Here is a 20,831-nt window from a genome sequence, read left to right as displayed (position 1 = left end):
TCGACCGCTCGGAGTGGGTTTGGTGCTGAGGCGTTGCTGAGACTGCAATAATTGACCGCTCATGTGGGAGTTTCGTCATTTTAGACTAGTTGGATTGCTGAGAAGGCCATTTTCGACCGCTCGGAGTGAGTTTGGTGCTGATGTGCTGATGTGCTGCTGAGACTGCAATAATTGACCGCTCATGTGGAAGTTTCGTCATTTTAGACTAGTTGGATTGCTGAGAAGGCCATTTTCGACCGCTCGGAGTGAGTTTGGTGCTGATGTGCTGCTGAGACTGCAATAATTGACCGCTCATGTGGGAGTTTCGTCATTTTAGACTAGTTGAATAGTTACTATAGTCAAACTATCTGCGTTGTGCAGATTTTTAAGCCTCCCTTCCACCCTTGTCCTGTGGAATGGGAGGTTTTCACGTTCTGTTTCCAGTCTGTTCCAGCCTGTTGGCGCCAGTATGAAAATTTGTGAGAAATCTACCTAGAAAAAGGGGTACACTAGAGTAATCATTAACTAACGAGCAACGGAGGGCGCACGGCGTGATTATTCGACTTGGATTTGTTTCAACCGCAATGGCGATTTTTAATAACACACCTAGCTCGACGTTTACATACAAGCTTTTTTCGGAGCGGCCGCGCGAGGAGGCCATGCAGCGTGCTATTGACGTTGGCCGCAAAAACCTCCAAGCCACACAGCGCATCCTTTATTACAATGCTGCTCACGGCATTCGATTGTTTAGGTTGTCATCCGCGCTGATCCCATTGGCTACGCATCCGGATGTGCGGATTGATATTGCCGCGGAGTATGCGGATGAGCTCCGCAAGCTCGGTGACTTCGCGAAGGAGCACGACATTCGGCTCAGCATGCACCCTAACCAGTTCACGTTGCTGAACGGAAGCGATAAAGTGGTCGATGCGGCCATCGATGACCTGAATTATCATGCAGCCATTTTAGATGGCATGGGGATGGACGAAGCCGGCATCATTAACATTCACGTCGGCGGTGTGTATGGCGATAAGGAAGCTGCGACGCAGAAGCTCTTCGACAACGCACCGAAGGTGCCCGAGCATGCCATGAAACGGTTGACGTTCGAGAATGATGATAAAACGTACACCTTAGAAGAGACACTCGCCGTCAGCCAGAAGCTGCAGCGCCCGTGCATGCTGGACTTGCACCACGACTGGTGCAATCCCTCGGCCCTATCTCCCATCGAGCTGCTTCCCCAGATTGCGCAGACATGGGGCGATCTGCCGATGAAGATTCATGTCTCTTCGCCCAAAAGCGAGAAGGAATTCCGCTCGCACGCAGACTACATCGAGCCAGAGATGTTGACCTCTTTTCTGAAAAGCTGCAAAGAGATCGATCTTCCTCGCGTTGACGTCATGATAGAAGCCAAAGTGAAAGATTTGGCGCTGTTCCGCCTAGCGGAGCAGCTAGGCAAAATTCGCGGCGTTAAGCGGTTGGAAGGCGGCGTTTTGAGCTGGTAAAGTATAAAAAGAACCGATTTCTGAAGATCTCAGAGTCGGTTCTTTTTCGTCGTATCCAGCGTCGCAGCATTCGCCATATTAATCGTCTTCACATGTCGCAAAGCATTAATCTCGCCACCGATAATGATGATAAGCGCAGAAATGTAAAACCAGGTCATGAGCACGATGACCCCGCCGATACTGCCATAAGTCGCGCTATAGTTAGTGAAGCTATTAACATAAAAGGAGAACCCCAACGACGTACCTTGCCAACCGATGGCTGCGAATAAAGAGCCGGGCAGTACGCTTTTACACGTTAAGCAGGTATTAGGCGCTATGTAGTAAATACCGATGAATACAATGAATATGATGACAAAATTAATAATCCATCGCAGGTGATTCCACAGTTCAATATGTCCAGCAGCAATATGCACATGCTCTGCCGTCCAATCCCCAATCCGATGGCCAAATACACTGAGCAGCAGCGCCGATACGATCACCACGAGCATGCCTAAAGTAAGCATGACGGCTAGGAAGCGAGAATGGATGAAGCTTTTGCGTGCCGGCAGTCCGTACGCTTTATTCACGGAGCGCACAATCGCATTCATCGCCGCGCTGGCACTGACTAAGGCTAATATTAATCCGAAGGAGAGGGTCCCTCCTCTTTTGACATTGAATAAATTACTGAGCGTTTCCTCTAACCATCCTGCCACCGCACCCGGAATGTACTCTCTAAGCAAGCCAATCACATCATCGGAGGAAAACGGCAAATACCCCAGCAAACTTATTATAAACAGCAGCAGTGGAAATATGGAGAGCAGAAAGTAGTACGCACATTCCGCAGCAAGACCTGTGGCATCATGTTCGTTAAACTGTTTCCACAGCAATTTAGCGTAAGATTTAACCATACGGCTATTTTTCCTTTCATACGGCTATAATTGTGATAAAATAGGTAGTTCAGTCTTGCAAGAACATTGTTATGAAACAGGTGGTCGACTCATGAATCCCATGCCTATGTATACAACGCCATTAGGCTTTAAACCAACGACAGATCGTCCCGTGCCCCATGCGAAAATGGCACTTCTTACGAACAGCACGGCGCTCGTGCCGGATACGGATAATGACAGCTATTTTTTCCGTGATCTAGAGGAACACGGTATCCTTCTCAATGAAGCTCAAATCAAGGCAGTTCGGCATTATAAAGGCCCCCTGCTCACGCTGGCTGGCGCTGGTTCGGGGAAAACAACGGTGCTTGTGTGCCGCGTTGCTTATTTACTACGTGTCCATCAGGTACAGCCTGCAAACCTGCTTTTAATTACATTTTCCAAAAAAGCCGCTGAGGAAATGCGGGAACGCCTCACCACGATGCCAGGTCTACATGCGAGTATGGCTAACGTGATGCAGGTGCGAACGTTTCATGCTTTTTGCCTGCGATTACTGCGAATGAACGGGCTGCAACAGGAAATTCTGAGTGATGGCCGTTTTCAGCAAATTGTGTTCAAGCGAATCATGCTTAGTATGGGCTTGCAGGACACGTATCAGCCCGAGGTGCTCATATCCCTGCTTTCCTCTTATAAGATGCAGCTCATGGAGGTCGAAGATCTCCCGGAAGGCACAGAAGAGGAGCAGGAAGTCAAAAAGATTTTCTTACAGTATGAACAATGGAAAATGGAGCAACAGAAGATCGATTTCGATGATATTTTGATCAAAGCGTACCAGCTACTCCTCCACAATGCTGACATTTTACGGTCCATGCAGCGGAAATTCACTTACATTAGCGTCGACGAATTCCAAGATACGAATACGGTGCAGTATGAAATCATTAAAATGATTGCAGCCGCACATCAGAATCTAATGGTTGTGGGTGACGATGACCAAACGATTTATTCGTTCAATGGGGCGAGAAATGAATTTATTTTACAATTTCATGAGCAGTATCCCACAGCTACTACCGTTACGCTAGATATTAACTATCGGTCAACGTCGAGCATTGTTGGTCTGGGCAATGCCATCATCAAGCATAATGTGCAGCGGAAATCGAAAACATTACTGGCTACAAAAGAGAGTACCCAAAAGCCGCATTATGTGAAACCGGCAAATAGTGATGACGAGGCAGATTGGTTAATTAGTGATATTCGACTTAAAGTTGCCGAGGGTGGAAGCCAGTATGGGGATTTCGCGATTTTGTATCGGACAGCAAGCAACAGTCGGGCCATTATTGAGCAGCTCATCCTGCATAACCTCCCTTTTGTGGATTATGGCACCAATGACTCGTTCTACGAGCAGTGGATGGTGAAGCCAATTATTGACCATTTGCGGATTGCACATGAGCGGCGGAATTTTGAAGCCATCGAAGGTGTCCTCCCCTCATTATATATTGGACGAGACCAAGGCATGCGTATTATTCAAGATCAGGAAGCGATTCAGGCGAAAAAGTGGCCTTTAATCCACCTGCTTGGGCTGCCGCAACTGAAGGATTTTCAGAAGGACAAGCTGAAGGCTCGCATTCGTCTAATCAAAACACTCGTTGAAATGACGCCGCTCGCAGCGATTCAGGCGATTCGTAAGGATTTTTACGATGCGTTCCTAGAGACTAACAAGCGCAGCAAGCTTACGCAGCATCGGGAAATGCTCAAGGAAACATTGGACGAGCTAGAGTCTTCTGCCAAGCGTTTTGATACGGTGGAGCAATTCCTTTATTTTATCCATGAAGTGGCGGAAAAACGCACCGAAATGCGGGTACAAAGCAAAGAACAATTTGCGGATAAAATCTCGCTGATGACGATTCACAAATCGAAAGGACTAGAGTTCCCGATCGTGTACTTGCTCTGTGCGATCGAAGGCAATATGCCGCATAGCTCGGCACTCGATGCCAACCATTTGGACGATGTCAAAATGGCGGGTGTTGCGGGGCGCGACAAGGGAACCGCCGCGCTCGAGGAAGAACGGCGACTGGCCTACGTCGCCGTGACACGGGCTAAAGGCGAGCTGCTGATCAGCTCGCCGGCGTATTATCGCGGGAAGAAGGCGGAGCCCTCCCGCTTCCTGCTGTCCGCGTTCCCTAGCGCGGACGCAGCTGTGACCAGCCGCAGCAAGCCGGCTGGCGGCGGTGCGGCCGCTAGCGCAGCAGCGGCCGGGCGGTCAGCCACGCGCGGAGCCGTGGCTGGAACTGCCGCGACCGCGACCGAGCGGGTCGCGGCGTGGTTGTGCAGCGCGACCGGCTGCAAAGCCTGGTCGCGGATCTCTTCGCCGCAGGAGGCACGACTCGCGGCGAAGGCGTGCCCGCTCTGCGGCGCGGGCATGGTTAAGGGCAGCCGCGAGATCGCGCTGTCGCGGCGGTAAATATAACGTTACGGGAAAACGCTAATTCGTGCTAATCGACGATGGGCTGAACAATAACGTTATGCGATAACGCTAACAGCTCCAAAATCGAAGTTTTCTGCGTATTTCAACGCTTTAGCGTTATACCATCACTTTATTTCCTGTAAAAATGAAAAAACACGCAAGATAAGATGATGGCATCACCTTAACTTGCGTGGTCTTCCGAGAAGCGGAAAAAGGAGCTCTGCAGGTACAAGTTACAAACCGCTAAGCTTCTTTTTCATTCATTTAATTTACTTTTCCAACGTAGTTATCTGCCTTGATCATCAACATAACTTACTTCTGGGACAGCCCCTTTTTCTTACACTAATTCTTTCAACGCACTTAGAGCCGCCTCATAATCAGGGTGATTCTTCATTTCAGTCAAATACTCCACATAGCGAACAGTATCGTCCGCATCTACAATGAAAATCGCGCGTTGATCCAGCTGAATTTCTTTGATAAGCACGCCGTAAGCTTGACCGAATGAGCGATTTTTGTAGTCAGACAGCGTGATGACTTTATCAATACCCGCTGCGCCACAGAAGCGACTTTGAGCGAACGGCAGATCCACGGAAATCGTTAAGATAACGACGTCATCGCCAAGTTTGTCGGCTTCCACGTTGAAGCGGCGCGTCTGGGCGTCGCAGGTCCCCGTATCAACAGATGGAACAACAGAGATAAGCTTTATTTTGCCAGCATAATCCGCTAAGCTCACTTCCGTCATCAGATCCTTATTCACTTTGAAATCCGGGGCTTTATCCCCTACTTTAATTTCCGGACCTAACAAAGTAATTGGATTTCCTCCTACAGTAGCTACCCCTGTGCGTTCTTGTACATGTGTTTGTGTCATATGAAATGCCTCCTAAAGTTAGTTAGATTAAACGGCTTAAACGGCTGCAATAACTGCTTTTAACTTCTCTTTGCTCTGTACCCCAACCATTTGATCGACCAATTGCCCGTCTTTAAAAACAAGCAAAGTCGGAATACTCATCACGTTGTATTTCACTGCAGACTCTGGATTATCATCCACATTAATTTTTAGAATTTTAGCGCTCTCGCCCACCTCAGCAGCTAATTCATCTAGGATAGGAGCGATCATTTTACAAGGGCCACACCATGGAGCCCAGAAATCGACGAGGACGGTACCTGTCGCTGTTTCATTTTGAAAGGTTGCATCTGAAATTGATTTAACGGACATTGTTCATTCCTCCTTGAAGTACTAGTTCTCCATCTTGTGAAGCATGTTGTTCCGAAATAAAGCGTTCGGCATCGAGCGCGGCCATACATCCGCTGCCCGCTGAAGTAATGGCTTGGCGGTAGATTCGATCTTGTACATCGCCGCAAGCGAACACCCCTGGGATCGATGTTTGGGACGTACCTGGGATTACTTGCAAATATCCAAGCTCATCCGTTGGCAGCTGCCCGCCTAAGAAACCCGTGTTCGGGGTATGCCCGATTGCTAAGAAAATACCGTCCGCCTCTAGCAATTCTTCTTCACCTGTCGCGTTATTATGAACTTTCAAGCCAGTCACACCCATTGGTCCCGCAACTACTTCAAGCGGGGTGCGATTCAAGCTCCAAGCTACTTTGCTGTTGCCGCGAGCGTGATCCTGCATGATTTTCGATGCTTTGAGATCATCTCTACGATGTACGACACGCACTTCAGACGCGAATCTCGTCAAGAACTGCGCTTCTTCCATTGCGGTGTCGCCGCCGCCGATGACGATGATCTTTTTGTTCCGGAAGAAGAATCCGTCACAGGTTGCGCAGGTACTTACCCCTTTGCCTATATTGTCAGCCTCGCCAGGTATCCCTAGTTTCTTAGCTGTTGCCCCCGTTGAAATGATCACCGAATCTGCCGTCAATTGTCCCCCGTCCTCGAGGAATAAGGTAAATGGACGTTTCGAGAAATCTACTTCTTTTACACGTCCAGACTGAATCGCAGCCCCGAAACGAAGTGCTTGCTTCCGCATATTGTCCATTAACTCAGGTCCCGTAATCCCATCTGGAAAACCTGGAAAGTTATCTACTTCTGTTGTTGTAGTCAACTGACCACCTGGTTGTATACCCTCTATTACAAGGGGTGTCATGTTCGCTCTTGCTAAATAAATGGCTGCGGTTAATCCCGCAGGACCTGTTCCGATAATGATCGCTTTATGATGCATAGGAATTCCTCCTTGTGGAAATCGCTCTGATTAATGTCATTTTAAGTTTTACACAAATCAATTTGAAACAAATCTTATGAACACATCATATCAATCACGATATAATTTGTCAACGATTAATTTGTGTACAATGTATTTGTGTGACCTACATCTGTATTAAGCTGGCGTTCAGCTTACACTCATACTCTTTTCAGCTTGGACAGGCATAATGGGGTACAGAACAGCACAACACAACAGCCACATCACGAGAGGAAGAATATAAATGAATTCAAAAAATAATCGTAAATGGGTATGGACATCATCGGTGCTTTTGGTCGGTTTGATCGCTTATGTGTCCGTATTCCCACCTGTTTCTAAGAGTGAGACGGCTTCTACTAAAGCCGTTGCCAAGGTCAACGGAGTTGAAATCAGTTCGGCCAAGCTGTATGACGCGTTAGTTGCAAGTGGCGGCGCGCAAACTTTGGATTCGATGATTACAGAGGAGCTTATCAGCCAAGAAAGCAAAAAAGCTGGAGTTCAAATCACGGACGCTGATATCACAGCTGAAATTCAAACGATAAAAGACAGCTATGGCACTGAAGATGAGTTTACCCAAGCGCTTACCAACTATGGCATGACCATTGAAGATTTGAAAAAGAACATGCAATCGCAAGTTATGTTGAAGAAGATCTTAGAACCTCAAGTTACCATTACGGATGATGAGATCAAGAAATATTATGATGAAAACTTAGAGTCGCTAAAAGTACCTGCACAAGTAAAAGCTTCTCATATTTCTGTAGCCACCGAAGCTGAGGCAGAAGCGATCATTGCGAAGTTGAAAGGCGGCGGGGATTTCGCGGCTATTGCGAAGGAAAGCTCCACCGATGCAGCAACGAAGGATAAAGGCGGGGATCTTGGCTATATTTCAGCTGGACAGGGCGATCCGGTTTTTGAAGCGGCAGCATTTGCTTTGGAAACAGGTGGTGTGAGCTCAGCCGTACAAACAGCGTCAGGTTATGATGTGATTAAGGTTACGGAGCATAAAGCGGCTTCCACACCTACCCTTGCGGACAAAACGGAATCAATTAAGAAAAGTCTAGTTGATCAAAAGATTTCCACGCTGTCTCAAACCTGGTTAGAACAGAAGAAAACCGAGGCGAAGATTGAAAATAATCTGTCTAGCTTGAAGAAAACAACTTAATTCTAGCTCTAATTAACAAAGAAACCTCCTTAGCTATCTCAGCTAAGGAGGTTTCTTGCATTACGGCGTGCGCAGCTTCATCTCGTCCAAGCTTTTGAACTGATAGCCCTGCGCCCGAGCGGCGTCAATAATTTTGCCAAGCGCTTCCGTATTGTCACTGGAAACGGAATGCAGCAGAATCACAGCGCCTGGATGCAGCTGGGCCATTACATTTTTGTAGGCATACTCCCAGCCCTTCTGTTGCTTGGGCTCCCAGTCACGATACGCAACAGACCAGAAGACATTTGTGTAGTTAAGTTCTTGACTGACAGACAGCGAACGATCATTGAAAATGCCCCGCGGCGCGCGCAGATAGTGCATTTCCTTTTGCCCCGTAACCGCGGCGACCTCTTCTTTCACTTGATTAAGCTCTTTCTGAATGCGTTCCGCCGGAATTTGACTCATATCGGGATGGCTCCACGAATGGTTGCCGATTAGATGCCCCTCAGCTGCCATACGCTTCAATAGTTCTGGCTCCGTCCGGATATAGTGGCCTGTCACGAAAAATATAGCAGGTACCTGCTTCTCTTTGAGCACATCTAGGATCCGACCTGTGTAGCCTTGTTCATACCCATTATCGAAGGTTAAATACAATTCCTTTTGCGATTGATCGCCTGTAAAAACAGCCCCGCGCTGCTTCAGCAACCCCTTGAATCCTTCTTGATCAATCGACGGGGGTTGACCATTAACACTCTTTTTGAAACCAAAATGATAAGTACCGTCAGCAGCAGAAGCCATTGTCATTTGCCCCGCGAATAGCGCCAGGGAAAGCATGAGAATTCGCATGATGTTCACGTGGTTGTCTTTCACTCCTTGCCTTATGTGGTGAGTTGTGATGAGTTACAGCCAACTAGGACTGTTACTAATATGCCACACCACGGCAGGAGATTATGTGTACACAGCTTAATCTATCACTTTGCCGAACGCTTCAACGACGTCAGCTCGAAAGGACACATGGGTTAACTTTTTTATCTCAGCTAATGATTCTTTACTTGTGGTCTCCTGCCTGTAGGAACGCGGTGTCGTCAATGCCAGGTACACTTCGACAATACCGAGCATCTGCGAGAGAATTGGAATTTGAGCACCCTCTAGACGAAACGGATAGCCTGTTCCATCTATTTTTTCATGGTGATACAGAAAAGCTTTTTCTACCTCTTGAAACTCTGGAATGCCTTCGCATAATTCCCTCGCCATATAGCAGTGTTCCTGTACAACTTCATACTCAAATTCAGATAACTTGCCTTCTTTTTCAAACATATAATCCGGTAATTTAACCCGACTCACAAAATGCATAAGCGATAGCAAATCAATCTCCCACTCTTGTACCTTCAGGCCGCCATAGGCATGAACAAGCGCTTTGAGCAAAGCACTCATTTCACCAATTTCTTTGCGGGAAGTTTGTGTCTTCCTCTCCCCAACCGATATAAATGATTCGAGGATATTAATCACTTGCTGCTTCTGTTTTTGAAAAGAGGCGGCATCTGCGTTGGCTTTGTATTGGTACATGGCAGCTTGAACGATACCTCCCAAAATAATAGCTCCTAGGGCATAAACGCCTTTGGTTGTCGCCATGATAATAGAGGAAGTCTCGCCATATGGGGTAAAGTTAGGCCCTAACATTTGAAAACAAACAAAATACAGCAAGAATAATACCGCGCCATACAGGTAAATCCTATATTCAACTAACAAACTGAGCATGACTGGAAAAAAGATAAGTGCAACCCACATTTGCTGTAAAGTCAATGGATTGTATAAGGTAACCACCACGATTACTAGAAAAATTAGAGCAGGTGCAACCACCTTCGAATACCTGCTGTGTGCTGGCATCATGTGTTGCAGTCCATACATCGCCCAACCAAATAACGTAACCGTCGCAGATGTCATCGTATATACATAGGACTCGCTATTTCTGCTTATTAGCCAATAGCATAAACCACTCAACGTACATAGCCCAGCCATACTGCCAATGATAAACATACATAGTTGATGAATCGGTTGTCTGCTGAATCGCAGCACGATATTCATAGCCTATTCTCCCCCGTCAATTGCACACGGTTCTCCTTGGGTTGAAATATTGCAGTTCCCCTCATGACTTCATGAATCGAAGCAAGAATTGTCTCCGGACTGGTGTCTTTCATCAAATAACCATCTACCCCCGCCTTATAAGCACGATAGATATCTTCACTTTCATCGAATGCAGTTAAGATGATAATCTTCATATGAGGCAAGCTTTCTTTCAACTTTCTGGAACCCTCTATAATCGATACCCCCGGCATTTTAAGATCAGTCAACAGTAAATCTGGCATGAGGGTCAGCGATAGGGCTACCGCCTCATTACCGTCAGAAGCTTCCCCCATCACTGTAAAAGAACCACATCCTTCAAGTAACATGTGCAGACCTGCTCGTACAATTTGCCGATCATCAGCTATAACCACGCTATACATACGCCAATCTCCTTTCTCGCGGAATATATGCCGTAATGGTTGTCCCCCTACCCAGTTCCGAGTGAAAAGAAAGCGATCCGTTCAGAGATTTGATACGATTCTCCATGCCTCCAAGTCCGTAACGCCCCTGCAGGTTTTCTTCAGACAAATTCATTCCCATTCCATCATCCCTAATTGTGATCGCCCATTGCACACTTGTGACCTCTATTTGCACATCAATATGCTTGGCTTGCGCATGCTTGATGACGTTATTTGTTGCTTCCTCAACCAGATGATAAATAGCCTCCTCAATCTCAAGCTGTTCGTGTGCAATCCAGCCATTTTTCTCAAAAGTTGGTTGCACTTCTGTATGCTCCGTCACTCGATGCAGCAACTTCTCTATCGCATGATGTAGATTAATTTTTCTTTTCTCATCCTTTAGTTCAATGATAAACTGTCTCATCTCACGGTGACTTTCTTTGACCTTTTTTTCAATTTCTACGACATGAGGGAGTATCTCATCACGTACCCCTGCAGGAAGTGATTGCTTCAACTGAAACAACTGGATAGAGATGAAAAACAATTCCTGCGTGATACCGTCATGAATATTTTGTGCGATTGTATCGCGCTCTTTCGCTACAGCCTTCTCAGCTGCGTTCACTAATTCCCCCCTAACAAAGTAATCTGCTTCCAAACGAATCAGAAGAAACCGAATATACATGTGATGTAGGAAAGACAATTCCTCCTTATCCGCATTCACAAGTAACCAACCATACATATTTCCCAAACGATCCCTCAGGGTTTCGATATAAAACGGTAATACCTCGCCTGTCGGAGAAGGCACGTTCGCATACATTTTGTGAGAGGGCGGCATATTTTGTTTCAAATAGTTTAGAAAGTAGGTCTGCCTCCAACCTCGGACTTTCTCCGGCTCTCTCACAGCCGTCAGACACAAAATAACATCGCGGTCATCCAGCACCTTCTTTAGTACGCTTTCCAAATAGGGAACCACACCTTGATGTTTAGCTGAAGCCGCGTATGGACTAGATGCATAAATCCTAGCGAGCTTTCTATATTCTTTATGCACAACCTTAACCCCATAATGTACCGTTCCAACACAAAGCATGAAAATGAGGGCAATAACACTATAGTCCAAATGCTTTCTTAGATACACATACATAGATGTCGAAGAAACACTGGAAAATAGAAGTGGAATTAACACCAGGTAGCCTAGTATAACGGAATAAAATACACGCCATGTAACATGCCTTTTGATCGTAACCAAGCCTGTGAAGCTGTACACCAGGAATGGACTTGAAGGCCCCCCCGTATGGTTTAGCAAATACATAGTAAAGCATAGATCCATAACAGTTGCACCTATCCCTATACTCCTAGGCATCTGTCTGGTATGTACAAGGCTATACAGGGTTTGGAAAAGTACAGCCATCAATAGGAACTCTTGGGGAACTAGATGGTCTCGGACGTACAATAAAAGGCCAATAAGCAGCAATGTCCATCTGCAAGCGAGGAATACATATATGCCTGTTCTCTTTTGAAAAAACATATCCAACTGCTCCTAAGCTTAATGTAATCTTAATGGTATTTCGCCAAAATGTGAGATATAATTGAGAATCGTATGAGATAATAGTATAAAAGACCTAGGTAAAAAGTACTATAAACAACTATAACATAGTTTAGTTTTCTATAGGAGGTTAACCTTATGATTCGTATCATTATCCTTGATGACCATCCACTTGTCCGACAAGGCATTCGTGCTATCGTAGCATCCAGCCCACTCCTGCACGTGCTTGGAGAAGCAAGCACTTCCAGAGAAGCACACTTGCTCCTTGAACAATCCATGCCTGACCTCGTTCTCGTTGATTTAAATTTAGGCAGCGAAAGTGGATTAGACATGATCCAGGAAGCACGCCGTGCGGGGCATACCTGTAAATTTTTGATATTAACTTCATCTATCACACGAAGTGAACTTCTATTAGCCCAGTCCCAACAAATTGAAGGCATCTGCTTGAAAGAAGCTTTTCCTGAGGACCTCTTATACGCTATCGAAGTCGTTGCTCGTGGACGTAAATATTACGATCCTGATTTAATGAGTTCACTGATGGAGAATAACACAGCTGATAGAGATCACTCGATTTCCGAGCTGACCCCCAAAGAACTTGAGGTCCTGCTAGCCCTTGGCAAGGGACGTTCAAACAAAGAAATTGCCAACACACTATTCATCACAGAATTCACGGTTAAAAAGCATGTGAGTCAAGTATTGGCCAAGCTCGAATTAGCAGATCGCACACAAGCAGCCCTTTATGCTCTCTCCAAGGGATTAGTGCAATTCGAACTTCAACGATAATACGCCAAAGATCCGCCAGGATGACCCGCCGGATCGTTCATTATTTCAGCTTAAGTGGCATCGAAATTCGTTTCATTGGGAATAGAGAAACGGCTGCATATCCCTTCACATCTTTCATTTGAACCTGACCCAGGGATGGATCTCGACTATCCTTACTCTCACCGAAATTCCGATTGTCTCCGATAACAAACAAGTGCCCGCTTGCCACAGTTTGCTCTTTCATATCCTCTGACTTCCCGACGGTATACAATTCAGGCAAAGGATTTCCATTGATGTAAATGATGCCATTTGCAATGAGTACGTGATCACCCGGAACGCCGATCACCCGCTTAATGATGGAAAAGCCTAGCCGCTGATCCCTGATAACTACCACGTCTCCGTATTCAGGTAATGAAAAGAAAAGCGGGATTTTGTTCATGAGCAAGACATTCCCATTGTGTAAGGAGGGATTCATTGAATTGCCCGAAACTTTGGTAAGCCCGATCATATTATTAATTAACATGAAGATAAGTCCTAGGAGCAAAACAAACCGAATCCACCCCCATACTTCACTTTTCTGCCTACTTCTTGCTGGTGTCTCCACGATAATTTCTTCCAACTGTTATTCACCTCTATGACTAAATTAGGCTGTCGTTAGTTTTTGTAAGTAACCTCTACGACCGTACTTGGTTTGGATTGTACGCCGTATACCTCCCCCACAACGGTAGACGGTGGTGGTGGTGGTGGTGGTGGTGGTGGTGGTGCTATGATTATGCTCGGAACTGTAGGCACAAACACAAGATTAGGTGGTACGTAACTGTCCACTAACGCATCCATTCCCGCCTGAGCGCTATCTTGAATCGCTTGAAGCTTGCGTACAATTTGCGCTCTGTCTTGCTCCGAACGTATATTCACTTTGGCTAGTAAATTTTGTGCATACTGTCCCAGTGCTGCCGAGTGCAACCTCTTCTGTTCCTCTGTGAAGGCTTCTAGATTTCTGGATGATGCTTCAAGTCGAAGCTGCAATTCTTTCTTCAACAATTCCTTCTGCGTCTCTGTCTCAGATGTAATTGAAGCATCCAAGTTCTGCATAACTTGCCCTGTTTTCTTCGTAAACCACGAAGTCATAGAACCCGCTAAATCTGTATCCGCATAGGAAATTCCGGCTGAAGCCGTGATGATAACTGTTAAAGAGACAATTCCAGCAGCGACCTTCCGCTTCGACCAAGTCTGAACCTTCTTATTCCTGCTCTTCATCTTGCCAGCTCCTTCTGTTAAGAGAAGCCAGAGATCCACCAAGGTGAACCTCCGGCTATTGGGATATTATTTAATGTTTTTAACGATATCGTCCAATTTCTTTAAAGCATCTGCTTCAAGTACATCAGCACGTGCAACAATTTTCCCTTGTGCTGCTGTTTGAAGTTGAGTCGTTAGCTCAGCAAGTTTCGTTTGTAGTGCGCTAATTTTCGTATCAAGATTCGCTTTCACTTCCGCAGTTGCATTTGTTTTCTCTGTAGCTAACAAAGCTTCCAAATCAGCTTTCGTTTTAATAATATTCGCAGATAATTCTGCTACTGCAGCATCACTCGTTATTTTAACGCCATCGTTCAATCTGTTTGTATAAACGGCTTCATGATTTTTGATACCATTCGTGATTTCAATTGTATCTGCAATTCCGATCGCTAACAGGCTGCCATTCGTTACCGCGTTTGTTGTATTAACGACATCATCATACTCAGCGCCAATGCTGTTCGAGATGCTTGTTTTTTTGTTAGTAATTTGGTTCAGGTAAGCGGAATTTTGGGTGCCGATCGCATTGTTAACGCCAGCCAACTCGGCTTCACCTGTCGTCTTAATGTTCACACGTGCTGCGTTTAATCCACTATCAACATTGTCATCAAGGGCCTTTGTTTTGTTCAGGTAATACGTTCCAAAGTCACCTGCGATAGCTAGCTTAGCTGCAGTTGATGCTGTAGTATACCAACTTTGAAGCTGTGCTCCTGCATCCGTTGCTGCAAACGCTGTCCCCATACCTGCTACTAAACCTGTTGCTACAAAACCAATCGCTAATTTACTTTTCAATGCTTTCATTCGTCATCATTCTCCCTTAGTATTCGTCTATTTGTTTCATTGCGCTCACCAATAAGTGAACTCATTACTCACCTGACTGACTAGTCACCCAGCTTAGCTGTTAAACCTTGAATCGTTTCATCAGCCCATTGCGTCAAGTTATTGCTCATTTGGTTGGTTGAAGTCTGGATATACCGATCAAAAGTTTCCCTGCTAGACTTACTAAGCAATATCGATGCACGCTCTAATTGATCCGCGTATGCTTGCTGCGCCGTGTCTATGCTGCTGACAACTTTGTAACCTGTATCCACTGTCACCTTCTCCAACTGAACACCAGCTCGTTCAACCGACTCCTTACCTGATTCATCCAAGGCTTGCCTTACTGTGACTATCTCTTGTTGAAGCTTGCTATCGATCGCTTGCTGATGGATGAATAGCTGTGCCTTGAACCACGTCTGCAGTGGCGTACTCGCCTCAGAATACGCATAGGCGGTGCCCATAACTAGGAAAGTCGATAGGCTCAATGAGATGGTTACTACCTTACGTTTTAAAGGCATCATTGATTTGTGCCCGACCTCCTTCGTTAACTGCGCTCGCTTGCTTACATACATATTGTATCTTGTTATCCGATTTGTGCCCTCGCCCATAAGGGTAGTTTATTACTGCTACCTTCGCGGGAGTAGATGGTATACTTTCGTACCATACGCGAGAGAAACAATCCTTTTTTCCCGACAATTCAGTGATAATCCCCCATTCCACTTAGCTTTCACCTGAATACAATAGAATACATGATCTGTAGGGGTGGAGATTTCGATTCGTAGACGTGACACGAAACCAATCAAAGAAGATTTACTGCATGTCCTGAAGCTTTCGTCAGAGGAAGATATTTATCAAGCACAGGTTAACGGATTCTCATTAGCCGATATCGCGAAAGCTAACCAGGTAGATGTACAGAAGGTGATTGAACTCCAATTGGCGGAGCTTACCGAGCAACTGCAGTTGCGATTATTTAATGGCAGCATCACACCTGAGCAATATCTAGCGCAGCGCGCTGAGTTACCAGAAATTATTAGCAAAAGTGTATATGCGATGTGAACACGCGGCACCCCGATCGGGGTGTTTTTTTGTCAGCGAAGACTTGTTGCCGCCTTCCTTTTGTGTCACTATCAAGATGAGCATGTTCAATTAGACTAGATGTGTGAGCACATACGAAAGGACTGCATCTCTGTGAATTTCCATCAAATGATCCCGCTTGTACCGCTAATTGATCATATCCAGGTGGCTTCTTCCGCCTTAACAATGACTAGCTCACCTAACAAATATCAGCTGGTTATTGTCCGTCAAGGTCATCTTACCTTGCATTGGTCCGGGCAGGAGCCGATTATTTGTTCCCAAGCCTATGCTTGTCATCCCGATCAGGGTGACTACACCATACAAGTGCCCAAAACCAAACTCGTCGATTACGTTATCATTACCTATACGATGCTGCCTGAAGACCATTCTTGGACCTTGCAGGGCCATCTCACAACGTTAAGTGAAATCAAAATCCACTATATGCTCGATGAAATTATCCGCAGAACGCAAGACCATGATCCGTTGACTGTCTGGGAAGACACAACACATATCATGCGAATGAGAATGATGCTGGAGCGTATCCTATTTATATATCTGCACGAATCCGATTTGACCCATGAGAAAAAATCAGCTTCAGAATCCATTGAGGGTACGATTTCCTATATGAACGAGCATTACATGCTCGAGCTTACTTTGCCAATGCTGGCCCGTCGTGCGGGAATGAGTGTGGGGTATTTTACGGTTTTATTTAAAAAAATGACGGGAAAGACGCTCATGAGTTACTTATATGCCTTGCGTATTGAGAAAGCGAAGATCATGTTTCTGCAGACAGATCTGCTGGCCAAAGAGATTGCAAGCCGCGTTGGTTTCGTCGATTACTTCCATTTCAGCAAAGTATTTAAGAAAAAGACGGGCTATACGCCCTCCGAGTATGTCGCCCACCTCTCTAAAATCTAATAATAAGACATGTCCAATCTGCAGATTGGACATGTTCGACGGATCTATTATTCGGTATCATACTCATTGAGAATAATAATCATTGTCACGGAGGAATTCATCAATGAAATCTTTTTTTACGCGTATTAGCCTTATCGCACTGATCAGCGTTTTTGCACTAAGCCTTGCTGCTTGTGGCAAAGCGACGAATACCGAGTCAGCTGCTACAACCGCACCAGCTGCCACTAGCCCAACCCCTGCTGCCAAAGCAGACGGAAAGATAACCGTTCAAGATGCTGTAGGTACAGTTGAATTGCCTAAGAAGCCTGAACGTATCGTAGCGATGGAATTCGGCTTCACAGACATCCTTGTCTCCCTTGGCGTACAGCCTATCGGTGTGGCGGACGATAGCTCGGCAGACCTTTTGATGGACCCGGTTAAAGCTTTGCTCAAAACTTACACGTCGGTCGGCTCACGCTACGAGCCTAACATTGAACTTATTTCCTCCCTTAAACCAGATCTGATTATCGTGGATATTAATAAGCATAAAGCTGCGATTCCACAGCTCAAAGGTATTGCACCGGTTCTTGTATTGGATGACTTCCAAGCGGATTACAATCAAATGCTGAAGAATGTAGGCATTATTGCACAAGCCGTTGGTAAAGTAGAAGAAGGCAAGAAGCGCCTTGCTGAGCACCAAACGAAGGTTGAAGCAATTAAAAAGAAACTAGCCGCATCCAACCTTAGTGTTCTTCCTGCAGTTGTGAATCCAAAAGGCTTCTTCGCACACTCGGATCATGCCTACAGCGGCTCCTTCCTGACTATGCTTGGATACACGGATCCTGTGAAAAATGCGACAGCTTATCCACAGATTACCCTGGAGCAATTAGTAGAGGCGAATCCAAAAGTCCTATTTTTAATGCCGACAGAGAAAGTTACCATCGTACAAGAGTGGGAAAAGAACCCACTATGGCAGAAAATCGATGCTGTTGCTAACAAAAAAGTGTACACCGTTGAGCGACGCGACTGGTCCTTATCCCGTGGTATGATCGGGTCGGAGAAAATCCTCGACGATATCGTGAAGAATTTGGGGCAGTAGTTCGATGAACCAACCTATAAACCTTGAGAAGCAGAGCCGTAAATGGCCTCTGCTCTTCCTATTTTCTGCGAGCCTATTGGCGATTCTAATCGGAATTATTTCTAGTCTAAAATGGGGCCAATCCCCCGTGTCATGGCACACGTTGTACGAAGCTGTGACCTATCAAGGCAGCGATAAAGCTCATCTCTATATCCAAACACTGCGCTTACCGCGAGCCATCATGGCTTGCATCGTCGGGATGCAGCTTGGACTCGCAGGGCTGCTCACCCAGCTCACGACCAAAAACCCGCTAGCTTCCCCACACATTTTCGGCATCAATGCGGGTGGTGCGTTAGCGGTTGTCGTTGGACTTGTTTTCCTGCCGCATTTCGGCAACATGGGGTTGATTGCTTTTGCCTTTGTCGGCGCAGCTCTAGGTGCTTTGCTCGTCTGGTCACTGGCTGGAACGGGCAGTAAACAATACGTCTATATTGCGCTCGCTGGCATCACGATCCACTTCCTCCTGTCCTCGTTGACGGAAGGGGTCATTATTCTTAATCAGCATGCGACAGACAGCATGATTTTTTGGTTGGTTGGCTCTTTGAGTCAAGCCGCTTGGACAGAAGTGCGCGTCATTCTTCCGTTTTTTATAGGAGGCATGGGGTTATTTGCGTTCATGCTCCCTTCGTTTAAACTACTGCTTGTCGATGATGACATTGCTACTGGGCTTGGTCAACGCATCACGTTTGTGCGTGGCATTAGTGTCCTGCTCGTCATTGTACTCGCTGGCTCCGCAGTAGCCTTATGTGGTCCCATTGGCTTCGTCTGCCTGATTGTGCCGCATATTGCGCGCGCTTTAGTAGGAACGAACTTGGTCGTTCTCGGGCCGTTAACGGCTTTACTTGGCGGAATTCTGTTGTTATATGCTGATTTTCTTAGCCGTTTTATCGCATTTCCCTTTGAGTCACCGGTTGGCATCGTCACATCATTGATCGGCGCTCCGTTCTTCATTTACCTAGCGTTGAAGCAACGGAGGGCACGATGATGACCTTAAAAGCCTTACGGATCCCTGTTATTTCATTGATCGTAGCTTTCTTTATGATGATTGTCTTAGCCATCATCAATGCCCATGTGGGTGCGGTTCGCATTCCTTATCACCATGTATGGGCGGCTCTTACGGATGCGAAGCATCCTTCGTATTTTATCGTGCACCAATTGCGCTTGCCCCGCATATTGGTTGCTATATTGGCTGGCTTTGGACTAGCCGTTGGCGGCGTCATTCTCCAAAGTGTTATTCGAAACCCTTTGGCGAGCCCCGATGTGATCGGGATTACCAAAGGGGCTGGCTTTATGGCCGCTGGGGTCATTTTCTTGTTCCCTAAGCTGCCAAGCTATTACTTACCGATTGCCGCTTTCATCGGGGCATTCGCAGCCTTTCTCTTACTGCTCTTGTTAAGTCGCCGGTTAACCCTGCGTCCCTCCCATCTGGCCCTAGTGGGCATTGCGATTGGGACGATTTTTCAGGCTGGCATCCAGTATCTGATTATCCGCCATCCCAGTGACATCAATGCGGCGCTGCTGTGGCTCTCGGGCAGTCTGTGGAATCGCAGCTGGAACAACGTGTACAGCCTGCTGCCGTGGATTGCCGTGCTGTTGCCCATCGTGTGGGCGAACTTCGCCAAGCTGAATGTGTTTCAGCTTGGCGACGAGATGACCGCCGCGCTGGGCGTGCGGATCGAACGGCAGCGCTTCTGGCTGCTGCTGCTCGCAGTGGCATTGGCCGGCATCTCCGTGTCGGCCGTCGGCGCGATCGGCTTCATCGGCCTGATCGCGCCCCATATTGCTCGGAGCCTCGTCGGCGGCCGGCACCAGTGGTTGATCCCGCTCGCCGCCTTGATCGGCGCGGATCTCATGCTGCTCGGCGACCTCGTCGGCCGCGTTATTATTATCCCACGGGAGGTCCCCGTGGGGATTATGACGGCGGTCATCGGTACGCCGTACTTTATTTATTTGCTGCGGCGGGAACGCCGACGGCGCTAGCTAATCCATAACTAACTCCTATTGCTGCCTTGGTGCCGTGTGCGCTTCAGAGGCTTCATTGGTTTCCAACTAGCTAATGTTGAAGAGGCGGACTCGGAAGCTAGAATGCCTATACTTTACCTGTATAAAATACAGTTAATTTCCGTAAATATACTGTGTTTTTACAAATAACTGGAAAATATACAGCTAATTCTTTGCAATTTTGGGGAATCGGGTGAAAACCCCAAAATTAACTGTAGGAAATACATTTAATCCTTCAAATGCGTGAAACAGCCTCAATTAGATGGAGAAAATCCAGTTATTCGTAGTTCATGCGCTGATTGGATGGGTGGTCGTGCAAGTAGGTGGAAACTACATTAATTAACGTTACGGGATAACGTTAATCAGTTCTAATGGACGATGGGCTGAATAATAACGTTATGCGATAACTCTAAAAGCTCCAAAATCGAAGTTTCCTGCGTATTTCAACGCTTTAGCGTTATACCATCACTTTATTTCCAGTAAAAATGAGAACACGCGCAAGTTAAGATGATGCGATCACCTTATCTCGCGTAGCCTTCTGAAAAGATGGAGAAAATCCAGTTATTAGAGTGGTTCATGGGCTGATTGGATGGGTGGTCGTTTCACTCTCCCAAATTCCTACCAAAAAGGCGTCCAGCCCC

At 46.4% G+C, this 20,831-nt stretch carries 21 protein-coding genes; 9 read left to right on the top strand and 12 right to left on the bottom strand.

Annotated elements, in window-relative coordinates:
• Positions 1 to 530: 530 nt before the first annotated feature.
• Positions 531 to 1,478 carry a UV DNA damage repair endonuclease UvsE gene (uvsE, locus tag J2736_RS26965; RefSeq protein WP_310501677.1) on the top strand — a complete coding sequence of 316 codons (948 nt, stop codon included), beginning with the start codon at positions 531 to 533 and terminating at the stop codon, positions 1,476 to 1,478.
• A 29-nt stretch (positions 1,479 to 1,507) separates the two neighbouring features.
• Here the strand turns inward: uvsE and J2736_RS26960 are convergent, their stop codons facing one another.
• Positions 1,508 to 2,365 (bottom strand): YihY/virulence factor BrkB family protein, encoded by an 858-nt coding sequence (locus tag J2736_RS26960; RefSeq protein WP_310501676.1) that lies wholly within the window; start codon positions 2,363 to 2,365, stop codon positions 1,508 to 1,510.
• Positions 2,366 to 2,456: 91 nt separating this feature from the next.
• On the opposite strand from J2736_RS26960, the gene J2736_RS26955 reads away from it, so the two are divergent.
• On the top strand, positions 2,457 to 4,799 hold the full coding sequence (locus tag J2736_RS26955) for a UvrD-helicase domain-containing protein (RefSeq protein WP_310501675.1): 2,343 nt from the start codon (positions 2,457 to 2,459) through the stop codon (positions 4,797 to 4,799).
• A 340-nt stretch (positions 4,800 to 5,139) separates the two neighbouring features.
• Here J2736_RS26955 and tpx read toward each other — a convergent pair whose 3' ends face one another.
• The 3 genes from tpx to trxB are packed head-to-tail and all read right to left on the bottom strand — an operon-like array spanning position 5,140 to position 6,985.
• Positions 5,140 to 5,670, bottom strand: a complete 531-nt coding sequence (gene tpx, locus J2736_RS26950; protein WP_310501674.1) for a thiol peroxidase — start codon at positions 5,668 to 5,670, stop codon at positions 5,140 to 5,142.
• 36 nt (positions 5,671 to 5,706) lie between these two features.
• On the bottom strand, positions 5,707 to 6,018 hold the full coding sequence (trxA, locus tag J2736_RS26945; protein ID WP_310501673.1) for a thioredoxin: 312 nt from the start codon (positions 6,016 to 6,018) through the stop codon (positions 5,707 to 5,709).
• Positions 6,008 to 6,985 carry a thioredoxin-disulfide reductase gene (trxB, locus tag J2736_RS26940; protein ID WP_310501672.1) on the bottom strand — a complete coding sequence of 326 codons (978 nt, stop codon included), beginning with the start codon at positions 6,983 to 6,985 and terminating at the stop codon, positions 6,008 to 6,010. Before trxB ends, trxA begins: the two co-directional genes overlap by 11 nt.
• Before the next feature lie 262 nt (positions 6,986 to 7,247).
• Here trxB and J2736_RS26935 point away from each other — a divergent pair, with 262 nt between their 5' ends.
• The gene (locus J2736_RS26935; RefSeq protein WP_310501671.1) at positions 7,248 to 8,165 is read left to right on the top strand and encodes a peptidylprolyl isomerase; all 918 of its coding nucleotides are present in this window, start codon (positions 7,248 to 7,250) and stop codon (positions 8,163 to 8,165) included.
• Positions 8,166 to 8,225: 60 nt separating this feature from the next.
• Here J2736_RS26935 and pdaA read toward each other — a convergent pair whose 3' ends face one another.
• The 4 genes from pdaA to J2736_RS26915 form a co-directional block, all read right to left on the bottom strand.
• Positions 8,226 to 8,990: a delta-lactam-biosynthetic de-N-acetylase gene (pdaA, locus tag J2736_RS26930; protein ID WP_397341741.1), complete on the bottom strand. Its 765-nt coding sequence runs from the start codon at positions 8,988 to 8,990 to the stop codon at positions 8,226 to 8,228.
• 117 nt (positions 8,991 to 9,107) lie between these two features.
• Positions 9,108 to 10,229, bottom strand: coding sequence for an HD-GYP domain-containing protein (locus J2736_RS26925; RefSeq protein ID WP_310501670.1), 1,122 nt, complete (start codon positions 10,227 to 10,229; stop codon positions 9,108 to 9,110).
• On the bottom strand, positions 10,226 to 10,648 hold the full coding sequence (locus tag J2736_RS26920) for a response regulator (protein WP_310501669.1): 423 nt from the start codon (positions 10,646 to 10,648) through the stop codon (positions 10,226 to 10,228). The genes J2736_RS26925 and J2736_RS26920 overlap by 4 nt, the downstream gene beginning before the upstream one ends.
• Complete coding sequence (locus tag J2736_RS26915) at positions 10,641 to 12,191, bottom strand: sensor histidine kinase (protein ID WP_310501668.1); 1,551 nt, start codon at positions 12,189 to 12,191, stop codon at positions 10,641 to 10,643. Before J2736_RS26915 ends, J2736_RS26920 begins: the two co-directional genes overlap by 8 nt.
• Positions 12,192 to 12,347: 156 nt before the next feature.
• Here J2736_RS26915 and J2736_RS26910 point away from each other — a divergent pair, with 156 nt between their 5' ends.
• Entirely contained in the window at positions 12,348 to 12,992 is a 645-nt protein-coding gene (locus tag J2736_RS26910) for a response regulator transcription factor (protein WP_310501667.1), read from the top strand.
• A 40-nt stretch (positions 12,993 to 13,032) separates the two neighbouring features.
• On the opposite strand, the gene lepB is transcribed toward J2736_RS26910, so the two are convergent.
• The 4 genes from lepB to J2736_RS26890 form a co-directional block, all read right to left on the bottom strand.
• Positions 13,033 to 13,590, bottom strand: coding sequence for a signal peptidase I (gene lepB, locus J2736_RS26905; protein WP_310501666.1), 558 nt, complete (start codon positions 13,588 to 13,590; stop codon positions 13,033 to 13,035).
• Positions 13,591 to 13,625: 35 nt separating this feature from the next.
• Positions 13,626 to 14,228: a hypothetical protein gene (locus J2736_RS26900; RefSeq protein WP_310501665.1), complete on the bottom strand. Its 603-nt coding sequence runs from the start codon at positions 14,226 to 14,228 to the stop codon at positions 13,626 to 13,628.
• A 66-nt stretch (positions 14,229 to 14,294) separates the two neighbouring features.
• Entirely contained in the window at positions 14,295 to 15,062 is a 768-nt protein-coding gene (locus J2736_RS26895) for a hypothetical protein (protein ID WP_310501664.1), read from the bottom strand.
• 80 nt (positions 15,063 to 15,142) lie between these two features.
• Entirely contained in the window at positions 15,143 to 15,601 is a 459-nt protein-coding gene (locus tag J2736_RS26890) for a hypothetical protein (RefSeq protein ID WP_310501663.1), read from the bottom strand.
• 241 nt (positions 15,602 to 15,842) lie between these two features.
• Here J2736_RS26890 and J2736_RS26885 point away from each other — a divergent pair, with 241 nt between their 5' ends.
• From J2736_RS26885 to J2736_RS26865, 5 genes are all read left to right on the top strand, one after another.
• Positions 15,843 to 16,136 carry a hypothetical protein gene (locus J2736_RS26885; protein ID WP_310501662.1) on the top strand — a complete coding sequence of 98 codons (294 nt, stop codon included), beginning with the start codon at positions 15,843 to 15,845 and terminating at the stop codon, positions 16,134 to 16,136.
• Between the two features lie 132 nt (positions 16,137 to 16,268).
• Positions 16,269 to 17,072, top strand: coding sequence for a helix-turn-helix transcriptional regulator (locus tag J2736_RS26880; RefSeq protein ID WP_310501661.1), 804 nt, complete (start codon positions 16,269 to 16,271; stop codon positions 17,070 to 17,072).
• 103 nt (positions 17,073 to 17,175) lie between these two features.
• The gene (locus J2736_RS26875) at positions 17,176 to 18,150 is read left to right on the top strand and encodes an ABC transporter substrate-binding protein (RefSeq protein WP_310501660.1); all 975 of its coding nucleotides are present in this window, start codon (positions 17,176 to 17,178) and stop codon (positions 18,148 to 18,150) included.
• A 4-nt stretch (positions 18,151 to 18,154) separates the two neighbouring features.
• The gene (locus J2736_RS26870; RefSeq protein ID WP_310501659.1) at positions 18,155 to 19,174 is read left to right on the top strand and encodes a FecCD family ABC transporter permease; all 1,020 of its coding nucleotides are present in this window, start codon (positions 18,155 to 18,157) and stop codon (positions 19,172 to 19,174) included.
• Positions 19,174 to 20,169: a FecCD family ABC transporter permease gene (locus J2736_RS26865; RefSeq protein ID WP_397341739.1), complete on the top strand. Its 996-nt coding sequence runs from the start codon at positions 19,174 to 19,176 to the stop codon at positions 20,167 to 20,169. The genes J2736_RS26870 and J2736_RS26865 overlap by 1 nt, the downstream gene beginning before the upstream one ends.
• The last annotated feature ends 662 nt before the right edge of the window (positions 20,170 to 20,831 follow it).

Source organism: Paenibacillus qinlingensis (assembly GCF_031455095.1).
Lineage (GTDB): Bacteria > Bacillota > Bacilli > Paenibacillales > NBRC-103111 > Paenibacillus_E > Paenibacillus_E qinlingensis_A.
This window is presented reverse-complemented; position numbering and strand designations above follow the sequence as displayed.